Raw genomic sequence first — 13,188 nt, 5'->3', positions numbered from 1 at the left:
CGGCCGTCGCTCAAACCTCAGCGCCTGAAGCGCGCAATGGAACGCCTGTCATGACACAAACACTGTCCTCTTTGGCTATAACGCCTACACCACTGAAACCTGCCGATACCTGGCCTGCCGCCTCCGCCGCACTGAAAAGGCTCGATGAACTGCACACACTTCTGGCCATCGAGCTGAAGGCCCAGCCTGGCCCGGGCGAAGCGCTGTTGACTGCGCTTGGCGGTTCCGATGTTTCTGAACGGGAACTGGAAATATTCAGCCTGCTGCAACAGACCGATGACTACTGGACAGACCCTGGCAAAAACGCTGAAAGCCGCCGCGACCGGCTTGTACCTGCCTTGCAGCGAGCCTTGCGTGATGAAGCCAGCGTCAGGATTCACGAGCGTGATCTGGAGAGTGGCTATCTTGTCTGCCTGCCGGACTCGCCCGATCAAAGCCCGGCGCTCACTTACGCCTCGCTGCATGTGCAACTGCACGATGACGAATACGTTGAAATGGCAGGCGCGCTGGCGATATCCGAGGAACAGGGACGCACGCTGCTGATGTTACCCGGGCTCGGTATCATGGGCTTTGCCACGCTGGCCCTGATGCTCGCAACCCTAGCGCGCTGGCTCAACACAGCGACGTTGCAGGATGCTCTTCTGAACACGATGGAAAGGCGTCATCAAGATCAGCTTTTCAAGATCATCCAGGACGCCGACCTTTACCTTGAGCCATTCAAGGCTGAAGACCTGCAACTACAGCCGGTCACCACCACCCCCTTCATGCATGCCCTGGATCGCCTGCTGAACAAGCAGCGCAATGACATTCGCCATGCGTGCGAACGACCTGATACTGAACACCGGGCAACACGTCAGGCGCTGATTCAGGCAGCCATCGACATGCGCGGCCTGCTTGGCCCTGCCTACATGCTCGAACTGCGCGAACTGACCAACAGGCAACGTCAGTATCATCGAAGCCTGCCGGACTGGATGAAGATTGCCAGCGAAGCCGACCTGCAGACCTATGCCTGGCACTTGCGACACTACGATGAGGCGCATGCAGCGATGCTCAGCGTACTGGGCAGCGCGGCCTCTCCAGAACATTTTGCCGAAGCACGTTTGCGCACCCGGCTGGCCGATGAACTGGGCCATGACCTGGACCCACGCGCATTGACCATCGACACGCGGCGCACGCTGCCATCCACGAGCGAGACCTACCGCGTGACATGCTCACTGGTCGAGCTGGCACTCTATGGCCTGCACCCGGAAGACGAGAGTGCAGGCTCGGACTTTCTCGATCACACCGTTATCACTCTTGATGGCAAACCGCTTGATGCAGCCTGCTCGGCATTGAATCCGGCTTACCTTGCCGGAGTGATCGATGAGCTCGATCTGCGGGCGGAGTTTGGCGAGTTTCAACGCAAGGCTTACCAGCAAGAGCACAACCGGCAAATGCTCTGCGCACTGGCGCGAACCCGACTGACCGCGCAGGGTTGGGCGGCGAAGATGCAGGGGCATATCCAGCCCGGTGATTTCGCCATGGTCGCGGCACTGACCGGCCCGGCAGCGCGCGCATCCGATCCAGCATTGCGTGTACAACAGATCAAACTCAACAACCGCAACGTGATGGCCAGATTGCTGGTGTTTCGCAAGCAGGGTGCCGAGGGGCGTACGCAGCGGCTGATCATGGTCGCCACCGATGCACCCGGGCAGCAGTACTTCAAAGCCTTCGACACTGAAACCCAACTGCTGCACGAGGTGGTCGGCTGGACTGCTTCGCCATCAATGGTCAACTACCTGCTCGATCAGGTGGAAGTGGATGCCCGTGCGGCACTGGCAGAGCAACTGACGGCACTGGCACTCAAACCCCAGCCTTCGAAAGACTTCATTCAGTTTATTGATCATGCGGACTGCGAGTCGGCCTTGCGCCGCTTTACCGACGAACAGACCCGCATATTGCTTTCCGAACAGGCCAGGCATACGCCGGACTGGTACCTGCGCGCCAGTCGCGCCCAGCGCCGGGAACTGCTGGCCCTTGAACAGGCCATTGGCGGAGCGCTCGACAACTATCAGGCGCAGCCACACACCGGAGTCAAGCCATTCCAGGATTACGTACACCAACGTGCCAGCCAGCAAATCGGCAAGCTGCTGAACGTACCAGCCGGCACGGTAGACCCCGACCTGATCGTAATTACCACCGAGCGCGAAACACTGACCTACACCGACATGCTGCTCAATGGCTATGACGACAGCATTGACCCCTTGCGTGCTTCCGCAGCAACCAACGCGACGTTCAGCGGCCCGGAAGGCATCGACGTGAGCGCGCTGTCAGCTGCTGTCGTTGCAGGTTCGGTGCGCGGTCAGTGGCTGGCGGACGAGTACATTGCCTTGATCAGAAACACCCTGCTGAACAGCGAAAGCGAAGGCTATGCCTATCGTCGCCAGTTCAGCGTGATGATCACGCAACTGCAGATGCAGGCAGCGGCATTGCGCAGCGTGCTGAAAGGTCATATCGAAGCAGCGCACTATGCGTGGTTGAAACAATCTCTGGATAACGCCCACCTTGACGACACCGCCTCCCGCGAGCGATATCCCCTCTACCCGCTGCAAGTGCATGTGGACAAACCGTTTATCGCCTCGGGGCTGACCGGCGTCGATCAACTGGTCATTCCCAGCACGCTGCTCACCCACGTCGAAACCGTGCAGGGCTGCCTAGTGATCCTGCCGACACAGACTCGCCATGCTGCGCTGCTCTACACGCCGCAGGCGCCTGACGGTATCGAGTTTCGTCTGTTCAGCGACTTTGTGCGCTCGCTCGTTAGCGAAGGCATGATCGATTACTACAAGGATCGCTGCCGGATCAAGGCGCGCCGAACCTTGTCGTTCTTGCTCCGCGACATGCAGCAGGGTAAGGCCAGCAAACCTCCGGTCATTCCCAAGGCATTCATTTCAGACTTCGCCGACACCTGTTTCAACAGGCCGCTGGAGCGCAGGTTGCGTGATGTGGAAGAGACCACCACCGGCCGCAACGACATGCTCGTCCGGCTGATCTGGGTCAGCGTCGAGATAATTGCTACCGCCTTGACCCTGCCGTTCCCACCGGCAAGCTTTGCGGTTGGCAGCCTGCTTTCGTTGCATGACAGCGGGCAGGCAGTTGCCGCCTTGACTGAAGGCGACCAGCAACGCGCTGCAACATACATGCTCTCGGCACTCTTCAACGGCATCGGCGCAGGCAGCGACTTGTTGGTTGGCATTAAGGGCTTCGGCGGCGTATTGCATCAGCTTGAGCACGGTCATCCATCACCGCCGGTCCTGCGCTCGTTCCAGCGCCAGTCCTCGCTGCCGCGTTACGAGGACCTGTACCCGGTTGAACTGCAGGAGCAGGTTTTTCTGATCGGCAAGCCCAACGCCCATGGTCACGCTGCAGTTTTCCATGCACCCCACGTCGCCTCGGCGCCCCCGATGGCAACCGGTCAGTTCGCCCTGCGAGAAGCCGCTGGTGCCTGGCAGCCGCTCCTGCCACCGCCCAACGCCGTGGCGCGCGTGCCTTCGGGGTTGCGCACCGACCTGGCAGTCGATGTTTCGCTGGGTAACGTGCCACGTATCACCGACGGCCACGCGAAAGGCGTGTACGCACTCAACGGAAAAAATTACATCAGGTTGTCAGATCACACCTTTCAGGTTCAATACGATGCGCATCTGCGCTGCTGGCAGATCATCGATCCGGCCAATCCATTCGCATTCTTCGGCAAACAGCCGGTTCGCCTGAATGAACAGGGCCAGTGGCTGGTCGTCGACCGGCGCTTGCGCGGCGGCGGGCTGGACGGTCCGGGGAACTATAGGCCACTGCCTGAAGATGCCGCCGCAGGCTCGCTCAACACGTTGATCGACTATGAGATGCCAAGCACCATGAGAGCGCATCTGGACATCGTCATCAGCAAGGAAGTCTTTGACCCGACCGGCGCAGGTCTGGAAATCTATTTCGAGACCTATTTCACGGAAATACGCCAGACCTTTACAGCGTTTCGGGAAAAGCTCTACCAGGACGCTCAGGCATTTTTTGCCCGATTTTCTCCGCCGCCCAGGCCGACACTGCCCGCTTATGGCCTGCCCGGTAGAGTCGAGACGCTGATCGAGCACATCTTCACGCACAGCAACGGGTTGGTTTTCAGCGAGGCCCCAAAGTCGGTAGCCAGCAAGCGCCTGCTCCTGCTCAACATGCCATTGCTGGCAGAACAGCGTGTCGAGGTCCTGTACATCGAACACCTGCTCACCGATAAACACCTGCGCAAACTGGCCAGATATCGCCAGTTGGGCAAAAAGAGTCGCTCTGGCTCTCATGAGCTCAAGTACTACCTGCACGACGTCAATCGCGGTGCCTTGAACAACTCGAGCAGCGAATACGACTACTACCACCTGATCAAGGAAGCCCACCGTCACGGCATCGAAGTGCGCCCGTTCAGCTCGTCGATAAGCTACCCGTTTTTCGGCCATTCGGTGCTGGCCGCCGCTGATGATCCGGCAGCCGCCAGCAAAATGAGCAACTTCTTCGGGCACAGGCTCATCAGCCAAGACATCGCACCCGGCTCTTCCAAACGCTGGGTCGCACTGCTCGACCAGAAACTTGCCACGACGCATGATCAGGTGCCCGGCATTGCCGAGATGCAAGGAGTCGTCAGTGTGCATGTTCAGGACATACCGGCAGGACGCCCGACCCGCATAAGTGAAGGTACCGACGGGCCGCATCAAAACACGCCGACTCGCTGTGACTTCACCATCGCGTTTGCCGACCCTGCGCTGCCGGGCGTTCCGCTGCCCCCCGCCCCCCCTGTGGATGACATGCTGATCCGAGAACTGAGGGGCTCCGTTGCCGAGGGCGAGCATTGGGCGGGCCAGTACGGGTTTGTCCACGGCGAAAACGCTACCTGGCTACGCGTACCACCCGAAGAGTGGACTGCCGACAGCCCGATGACAGCGATCCAGCAATCCTTGGCCGACGCGACCTATGAGATGCCGCTTGATACCAGAACGACACTTCATACATTGGCGAACTTCGAAAGGAAAGGGCTCGACATGGAGTATTTCTTTGAAGACACAAAACTCGACACTGTTCGCAATACGTTCGCCCAGCGCCGCAAAAATCTGCAAAAGGACGCCGCCACGATCAGATCAGCCCAACTGCCACCTCGCCCGACATTGCCAGCCATCGAGCCACAGACGAGCACGGCGGGGCTGCTTGAAACCCTGTACCGTCACACGGAAGGCATCGTTATCGGCGAGTCGCATTTTTCTGTTTCGAGCAAGAAACTGATCATCGACAACCTGCCATTGCTGGCGCGGCAAAACGTCAAGACGTTGTACATGGAGCACCTGCTGACCGACCTGCATCAGGCGGACCTGGATCGTTTCTTCGAAACCGGCCAGATGAGCAAAACGTTGCTGCATGACCTGAAAATCCTGGACCGTGGGCATCACACCGACCCGGACAAGGTCTATAACTTCGAACAACTGATCATCAAGGCGCGGCAGTACGGCCTGGAGGTCCGCGCTATCGACTGCGCAAGCAGCTATCACCTCAAAGGTATTGCCAGGGAAGAGTCCATCACCCGCCAGCAGATGATGAATTACTTTGCGTCGCGCACAATCCGCAGGCATCAGGACGTGATGGGTTCCCACAAATGGATCGCGCTGGTGGGCAACAGCCATTCCAATACCTACCAGGGCGTGGTACCCGGTATTGCAGAACTGCAAGGAGGGATCGGTCTGCGGGTTATCGATGTGGCACCAGGGAAATCGACCGGCGTAGTACCGGATCCGGGAGAGCTTGTTACGGGAGGCATAACCAATGAACAGGTCTACATCAAGGGCGATTACCGAGTGGCTATGGAAGTGTCGCGCCCAGAGTCAGCCAGGCTCTTAAGCATTGACCAACGCCTCTTCAAGCCGGGAATGTTTCTGGTGCAACAGGGCGAAGGCGATTTGCAGACCATCGTCCATCGTGCTCGTGACACATGGATTCATCGCACACCGGTGCAGCGCAATGCCGAGGGCAAACTGTATCTGGAGCGTGTGCGTTGGCCGCGTATCCACCTCAAACCCTTCGACGACATGGACGCGCTGGTGACGGCCCTCGAGGCGATGAACCTCACCCGCATTGCCTGAGAGGCCAGGCTCAGTCTGGCGTGATCTTCGGCAAGCGCTGCTCCAGTATCTGGTGCAGCGCACTCTGCACCGGCCAGTTGCGCATAAACCGCGCCCGGTCACGCGCGTAGGCTGCTGCAAAGGACGATTGAGAACTGTGCTGCTGCATGGCATCCAGGTCGATCATCGCCCAGCGATCGGTGTGCCAGAACAGGTTATGCCCCTTGAAATCACCATGACTGATACGCGCCTGGATAAGCTGTGCGAACAGCGTGTCCAGCGCCAGCAGTTCGGCCTCTGGTGCATCACCGGTTGCCACATGGGGAGCGAAGCGCTCGATGATGTCCGGTCCCTCGATAAACTCGGTCACCAGCCAGGCTTTGCTGCGCAAGCCGAGAAAACGCTTTTCCTGAACTGCCAGCGGTTTTGGCGTGGCGATGCCGAGAAACATCAGGCGGTTACCTTCGCGCCATGAATGCCAGGCCCGGCTGGGACGCCAGAAGCGCTTGAGCCAGTGACTGAAATTCTTGATGTTGTAACGCTTGATGACCAGCGTACGACCACTGATTTCGACACGGCCTACGCTCGCAGCGCCACCGGTCTTGTACAGATGCCCCTTGTCGAGCAGGGCATCAGCCTGATCAAGTACCGGCAGCATCGCGGGTTCTTCCTCGCGACGAACAGCACGGAACACCGAAGCGCTGTCCTCGACGCTGAACAGACTGCAATCGCGCACGGTCTTGCCCATGAAGTCCTTGAGCCGCCAGCTGCGAACCTTGTCGATCTGCTTTTGCAGCGCCTCCATCGGCAAACCATGTTCGGCGTTGCTCAACAGGTAATGCACCAGCAACTCTTCAGTGAAGGGCTCGAAAGACCTGGGCAACTGGGCGAAGAACACGCCGAGGTTTTCCAGCACCTTTTGCCGGGACAACGGTTTGCCGGCCTGCTCGGCGCGAATGCCGGCACCATCAATCAGGTACAGCCGGCCTTGGTGGCGCAGCAGATTGTCCAGATGCAGATCTTCCTGCCACAAGCCTTTGGCGTGCTGTTGAGCGATGGCGCTCAGCGCCTCGCCGAGCACGGCTTGCTGCTCATCCGCCAGCGGTGGCAGGTGCTGGACAGCATTCCAGGCATCGCCCAGGCTTGACGCCTGCTCCAGAAACTCGAACAGCAGCCAGCCACCCTCGCCATCCTGCAAACCGTCGGCCAGCAGCAGCGGAGTGGTCAGCCCCTGTTCGGCAAGCAGACGCACCCCGGCCAGTTCACGCTGAAAGTGCCGGGCCGCCTTGTCGCCCACCAGCAATTTTGCCAGCACCGTTCGGCCTCGCCAAACGCCTGCGCCCACATAGCGCTGCCCCGGCAATACCCTCAGCAGGGTCAACAATTGCAGTTCAGCCGAACCGGCAGCATCGGCCAGCGTCAGACTCATCGGCAACTCGGGGGTACGTCCGGCATTCTTGAGTTCAGACAAGCGCATCAACGGGTCTCTTTATCATCGCGGTGTTGAAGGTCTCGTTTGTGAGCGCTGCGCTTGCCCAAACGCGCATTCCAGGCATCGACCAGCAAGCTGTCCGGAGTGGCTTGCAGGTATGCCGCCAACAGCTCGCGGCGCTCGGCTTCATGCCACATCGGCGCACGGCGCAGCAGCGGTTCCAGGTCACGGGCAAGATCACGCTTGCCGAAGATCACCGGACGGGTTTTCTCCAGGTCGATCAGTTGCGCCTGATAGCCCTTTCCCACCGCCTGCAGAAAAATGTGCTTGGGATAAAAGCAGCCATGAACCTGCCCGGCACCGTGCAGTGTGCGGGCCAATTGGCCGCAGGCGTGAAGTACCGCCAGACGCTGCACGCTCTCCATCTGGTTCCACTGCTGCAACAGTTCGTCGAGATCGGTCCAGCCGTCCAGCGCACGCGTCATCAGGATCGCCCGGCGTTGCCCGTCGACCTTGCGCTCGCCATAAAACACTGCTTGCAGCGCGGGAATACCCAGCTTGCGATAGCGACTGATGTTACGAAACTCACGAGAGAAGGACGGTTCGCCAAACGGATGATGCAACGTGCGAGTCAGGTAATTGCTCTGGCGCTTGAGGTAAAAACCCTGACCCTCCAGGTCGAGGCGGAACACACTGCTCCAGCCGCCGCGCCCGGTATTGGGCTCGTCGACCGCATCGAGCCTGATGTTCCAAAGCGATTCAAAATCAGCCAGGTTGTGACGCGCCAGTAAAGGCTGGTCAGCACTGGCAATAAAAACGCTCATTCACGGCCCTCGAAAAAGCTGACGATATGTCGAATACGTTTTTTGTCGGAGGCGTTCAACCGCGTTCGCTGACGGTACTGCAGGTAGAAGCGCAGGCGCTGGGTGGCCGACAAGTGATACTTCGCGACCTTGTCCAGGCACGCCAGATCCTTGGTGATCCGATAGCGCAGCATGAAGCTCCACCAGAATGTGCCATTAGGGCAATCGATGAAAAACAGCTGGCCTTTGTCATCAACCAACAGGTTGCGCCATTTCAAATCATTATGCGTGAAATGGTTGTCGTGCATGGTCCGGGTACAGGCAGCCAGCTGGTGACTTACAGCGTCGACCCATTGCCGGTCGGCCAGTCGCGGATCCTTGCGTTGCGCCAGCGCAGACAAGTCTTCGGTATTGGGCAAGCCGCGAGTGATCAGTGCGCCGCGATCATACGCTGCGCCGTTGCGCTCCAGCCCCCAGGCCACCACTTCTGCCGTGGGAATGCCCCATTTGGCAAAACGCTTGAGGTTCTGCCACTCGGACTTGACCCTGGGCTTGCCGATGTAACGGCGCAGGCCTTTGCCCGCACCTACGTAGCGTTTGACGTAGTAGTAAACCCCGGCGCGCTCGACGCGGATGACGTCGGACAGCGGGTCTCGGGTCAACTGCTGGCCTTGCAAGGCAAACACGGAATCCAGACTGCCGAAATCCTGCTGCAGAAAAGCGTACTCGGGCTCAAGCTTCCAGCCCGCCATCAGAGTGCATCCCCGTAGCGCACTTTGCGCTGATAAAGCTTCTCGGCCTTCTTCTCCAGCCAGCTCAGCAGCGGCGCTTCCTTGAGCAGTATTTCGCGCAGCGGTTTCTGGAAATAACCCTTGAGAAAACGCAGCTTGTCGCGTCGCGTGAGACCAATGTCCAGCGCTGAAAAATACAACGCGGCCAGGTCCTTGTTGCGCCAGCGTGGTGTTATTGCCCGACGCGTCTGGGCACGGTGCAGGTCGATGACTGACAATCTGAAATCGTCAGCGGTGACCGGTGTGTCGGTGTGCAACAAAAAATGACAGATGTAACAGTCGCGATGGTTCACTCCGGCGCGGTGCATCATACCGACCAAGCGGGCAACTTCGGCGATAAACGCTCTTTTCAGACGGGGCTCCGGCGACTCGTTGCGCCAGTTGATACTGACGTCTTCCAGGCTGGTAGTCGGGGCCAGCTCTTCAGTGACAATAAACGAATGCTGCGCGGCAGGGTTGCTGCCACGTTCACCATAGGCCACGGCCGTCATGGTCGGTACGCCGACTTCATGCAGACGCTCGATGGCGTCCCACTCCTTGCCAGCGCCCAGCACTGGCAACTTGGCAGTTGCCAGGTTCTTGGCGATTTCACCCCAACCGATACCACGGTGGATCTTGACGAAATAACCACGCCCGTCGACCTCGGTGCGCAGCGTGCGGCGTCCTTCAAGCTCGCGGTAGACCTCGCCGCTCAGGCCCTCGACCTCGACGAACGCATCGCGTCCGGCCCACAGGCTCTTGAACGGTTCAGCCAGGAACAGCTTCATCAATAGTGCTCCGCCAGAATCACATCCGCAGCGTGTTGCGGCATGCTGTAAAGGTCCGCTGTGTCAGCAAAGGCCAGGCCATTGCGACCCCAGGCGCTGCGCGCGTCATCATCCTCAAGCATGTCCGACAGGTAGCGATTGAGTTGCACCTGATCGAACGGCTCGTCCAGTACCCGCCCGCAGTCAGCTTCGGCTATGTAATGGGCGTACCCGCAGACTGCACTGACCAGAACCGGCAAACCGGCGACCAGTGCTTCAAGCAATACGGTGCCAGTATTCTCGTTGTAAGCCGGATGAATCAGCAGGTCGGCGCCCAGCAGAAAACGCGGAATATCGCTGCGCCCTTTCATGAACGTCACCTGGTCGCCCAGGCCCAGCGCCGCGCTTTGCAACTGGAATACTTTGGGGTCGTCCTGGCCGATTACAAACAGGCGGGTACGCTTTTTGAGCTCGGCAGGTAACGCCGCCAGCGCCTTCAGGCTGCGATCGACGCCCTTTGTCTTGAAACCGGAGCCGATCTGCACCAATAACAGGTCTTCGTCGGCAAGCCCGAATTCCTTGCGAAAGCCAGCACGGATGTCTGGTGCGTCCGGCGGTGCGCGGCGATCCTGGGAAATGCCCGGTGGCAGCAAATGAAAGCGCGACGGCGGGGTGTCGTAATGCTTGATGAACAGCGGCTGCTGTACTTCGGAAATCATCAACACCTGAGTTTTCGAGTCTTTAGCAAACACCGCGCGCTCGTAGTCAGCAAAGTGGCGATAACGGCCCCACTTGCGATACAGCGGGCTGCGCAGGTTCTGCGCCTTGTCCTCGAAGCAGCCGTCGGCGGCGTAATACACATCCAGACCGGGCATCTTGTTGAAACCGATCAGACGGTCCACCGGGCGCCTGGCCAGGTCTGCTTCCATCCACGCCGTGAGCTTTTCATTGCGTCGATGATTGAAGAACGCCTTGACCGGCGCTACCAGCACTTCAAAACCGGGCGGCACATCGCCTTCCCAGATCAGGGTGTAGACGCGGATCTGGTGGTCGCGCTGCTGGCACTCCAGCGCAATGCGCATGAAATCGCGTTGCAGACCGCCGAACGGAAAGTATTTGTAGAGTACAAAAGCCAGTTGCATCAGCCAGGTTCCTTTGCCAGCAACAGCGCGCCCAGTTGGCTCGCTACTCGCTCGGGATTCAAACGAGTGAAGCACATCGGCCACTCGCGTTTAAGGTCGAACCGGCGCTGATCATCGGCGGTCGGTTGGTACGTGCATTTCTTTTGCAGGCAAGGTGTGCAGCCCGGATAGTCGCTGGCCAGATGCACCTGCGACTTGCCATACGCTCCGGTCAGGCCCGGGTTGGTCGGGCCGAACAGGGAAATGGTCGGCACGTCCAGCGCGGCGGCCAGGTGTCCGATTCCGGTATCCACCGCAACGCAGGCCTGTGCGCTGGCCAATACCCGCGCTACACCCGCCAGATTCAATTTCGGCAGCACGTGTGCGCTGTCCAGACCGTCGGCAATGCGCTCGGCGCGTGCCTTTTCTGCCGGGTTGCCCCATGGCAATTGCACCTGCAGGCCCCGAGCCGCCATCAGTTCGGCCAGTTGTCGCCAGTACAACTCGGGCCAGTGCTTGGTGTCCCAGGTTGTGCCATGCAGGAACAGCACGAACGGAGCCTGCAACGTGTCATCCAGAGTCGCCAGCGGCTTGAGGCCGTAGTCGCCCATACCGGACGGCTGTGGATAACCCAATGCCTGAGCGAACAACTGACGCAGTCGTTCGACCGCATGCTGCCCGCGCGGCACTGCAAAAGCGCGGTCATAAAAGCGACTGGCGACCGGTTCGCGTGCCGAGTCGCGGTCCAGCCCCGCCACCGGCGCATCGACATAACGTGTCAGCCAGGCACTTTTGAACAAGCCCTGAGCGTCAATCACCAGATCGTAGCGCTGTTCGCGCACCTGCTGTTTGAAGCGCCGCCACTCCCCCGACCTGAAGGTCTGCCAGAGGTGCTTGCGCCAGCGGCGGATCGCCACCGGGATCACCCTGTCGACCGCTGGGTGCCAGGCGGGAATTTCGGCGAAACCCTCTTCCACTACCCAGTCAAAGCGGATGCCGGGCAGCGCTCGCTGCGCATCGGTCAGTGCGGGCAAGGCATGGATCACATCGCCCAGCGAAGAAGTCTTGATCAGCAGTACCCGCAAAATCAGGCGACCTCCACCGGCGTGCTGTTCAGGCGGCTCAGCGCCTGAATCACGGCGTCCGGTTCAAGCAGACGCATACAGTTGTAATGGCCGAAACGGCAGGTGCGCTCAAAGCACGGGCTGCACTCGATACCCAGGCGCACCACTTCCACTGCGTCGGCCAGCGGTGGCGTGAAGCCCGGCGAGGTCGAACCGTAGACGGCCACCAGCGGGCGGTTCAGCGCTGCGGCCACATGCATCAGGCCGGAATCGTTGGACACCACCGCGTCGGCACACGAGAGCAGGTCGATGGCTTCGGCCAGCGAGGTTTCACCACTGAGGTTGACCGACTCCTCACGCAGACCGGGAATCAGTTCCTGGCGAACACTCTCGCCGACCGGGTGATCCTTTTTCGAGCCGAACAGCCAGACTTGCCAGCCTTCGCGAATGCTGGCGTCGGCGACTTGTGCGTAATGCTCGGCAGGCCAGCGCTTGGACTCGCCAAACTCTGCACCTGGGCATAGTGCCAGCACCGGACGATCGAGGGTCAGCCCGAACTTGCTCAATGCCGCATCGCGAGTCGCGGTGTCGATACGCAGGCTGGGCTTGGGATAAGGACGCGGCAATTCGGTGCTCTTGTCGAATGCCAAAGCCATGAAACGCTCGATCATCAGCGGATAGCGCTGTTTGTCGAGGGTGCGCACGTCATTGAGTAGGCCATAGCGGAATTCACCGCGCCAGCCGGTACGCTTCGGTATACCGGCAAAAAAGGGCACCAAAGCGGATTTCAGCGAGTTGGGCAGCAGGATAGCCTGATCGTATTGGCCAGCCAGGGACTTGCCGATCCGGCGACGGGTCGCCAGCTCGAGGGCACCGTGACCCAGCGGGAAACTGAGCGCAGCACGAACCTGCGGCATGCGTTCCAGTATCGGACGGCTCCATTCAGGGGCCAGCACGTCGATTTCGCACTCGGGATGACGCTGTTTCAGACACTGGAACAGCGTTTGTGCCATCACCATGTCACCGACCCAGCTAGGCCCAACGATCAGAATTTTCATGTTCTATCCAAAAACGACCAGAAACGATCAGGGAGGCCGATCAGACTGCGT

At 59.7% G+C, this 13,188-nt stretch carries 8 protein-coding genes; 1 reads left to right on the top strand and 7 read right to left on the bottom strand.

The annotated features are described in order from the left end of the window. Positions 1-50: 50 nt before the first annotated feature. Entirely contained in the window at positions 51-6,143 is a 6,093-nt protein-coding gene (locus LJU29_RS02315) for a membrane-targeted effector domain-containing toxin (protein ID WP_257111598.1), read from the top strand. 10 nt (positions 6,144-6,153) lie between these two features. On the opposite strand, the gene LJU29_RS02310 is transcribed toward LJU29_RS02315, so the two are convergent. From LJU29_RS02310 to waaF, 7 genes are read right to left on the bottom strand one after another with little or no spacing between them, the layout of a single operon-like run. Further along, positions 6,154-7,599 carry a lipopolysaccharide kinase InaA family protein gene (locus tag LJU29_RS02310; protein ID WP_005752707.1) on the bottom strand — a complete coding sequence of 482 codons (1,446 nt, stop codon included), beginning with the start codon at positions 7,597-7,599 and terminating at the stop codon, positions 6,154-6,156. After that, the gene (locus LJU29_RS02305) at positions 7,599-8,378 is read right to left on the bottom strand and encodes a lipopolysaccharide kinase InaA family protein (protein ID WP_054994584.1); all 780 of its coding nucleotides are present in this window, start codon (positions 8,376-8,378) and stop codon (positions 7,599-7,601) included. The genes LJU29_RS02310 and LJU29_RS02305 overlap by 1 nt, the downstream gene beginning before the upstream one ends. After that, a complete protein-coding gene (locus tag LJU29_RS02300; protein WP_257111597.1) occupies positions 8,375-9,109 on the bottom strand; it encodes a lipopolysaccharide kinase InaA family protein in 735 nt (244 codons plus the stop codon). The genes LJU29_RS02305 and LJU29_RS02300 overlap by 4 nt, the downstream gene beginning before the upstream one ends. Next, on the bottom strand, positions 9,109-9,915 hold the full coding sequence (rfaP, locus tag LJU29_RS02295; protein ID WP_005752705.1) for a lipopolysaccharide core heptose(I) kinase RfaP: 807 nt from the start codon (positions 9,913-9,915) through the stop codon (positions 9,109-9,111). The genes LJU29_RS02300 and rfaP overlap by 1 nt, the downstream gene beginning before the upstream one ends. After that, positions 9,915-11,036 carry a glycosyltransferase family 4 protein gene (locus LJU29_RS02290; RefSeq protein ID WP_057423947.1) on the bottom strand — a complete coding sequence of 374 codons (1,122 nt, stop codon included), beginning with the start codon at positions 11,034-11,036 and terminating at the stop codon, positions 9,915-9,917. Before LJU29_RS02290 ends, rfaP begins: the two co-directional genes overlap by 1 nt. Continuing rightward, a complete protein-coding gene (gene waaC, locus LJU29_RS02285) occupies positions 11,036-12,100 on the bottom strand; it encodes a lipopolysaccharide heptosyltransferase I (RefSeq protein ID WP_004666429.1) in 1,065 nt (354 codons plus the stop codon). Before waaC ends, LJU29_RS02290 begins: the two co-directional genes overlap by 1 nt. Positions 12,101-12,102: 2 nt before the next feature. Continuing rightward, positions 12,103-13,137 (bottom strand): lipopolysaccharide heptosyltransferase II, encoded by a 1,035-nt coding sequence (gene waaF, locus LJU29_RS02280; RefSeq protein ID WP_257111596.1) that lies wholly within the window; start codon positions 13,135-13,137, stop codon positions 12,103-12,105. Positions 13,138-13,188: the final 51 nt, after the last annotated feature.

Source organism: Pseudomonas ficuserectae (genome assembly GCF_024584585.1).
In the GTDB taxonomy this organism is placed as follows: domain Bacteria; phylum Pseudomonadota; class Gammaproteobacteria; order Pseudomonadales; family Pseudomonadaceae; genus Aquipseudomonas; species Aquipseudomonas amygdali.
This window is presented reverse-complemented; position numbering and strand designations above follow the sequence as displayed.

Excerpts from the sequence above, each read along its gene's own strand:
- LJU29_RS02315 (WP_257111598.1), top strand. The coding sequence starts at position 51 with ATGACACAAACACTGTCCTCTTTGGCTATAACGCCTACACCACTGAAA.
- LJU29_RS02310 (WP_005752707.1), bottom strand. The coding sequence starts at position 7,599 with ATGCGCTTGTCTGAACTCAAGAATGCCGGACGTACCCCCGAGTTGCCG.
- LJU29_RS02305 (WP_054994584.1), bottom strand. The coding sequence starts at position 8,378 with ATGAGCGTTTTTATTGCCAGTGCTGACCAGCCTTTACTGGCGCGTCAC.
- LJU29_RS02300 (WP_257111597.1), bottom strand. The coding sequence starts at position 9,109 with ATGGCGGGCTGGAAGCTTGAGCCCGAGTACGCTTTTCTGCAGCAGGAT.
- rfaP (WP_005752705.1), bottom strand. The coding sequence starts at position 9,915 with ATGAAGCTGTTCCTGGCTGAACCGTTCAAGAGCCTGTGGGCCGGACGC.
- LJU29_RS02290 (WP_057423947.1), bottom strand. The coding sequence starts at position 11,036 with ATGCAACTGGCTTTTGTACTCTACAAATACTTTCCGTTCGGCGGTCTG.
- waaF (WP_257111596.1), bottom strand. The coding sequence starts at position 13,137 with ATGAAAATTCTGATCGTTGGGCCTAGCTGGGTCGGTGACATGGTGATG.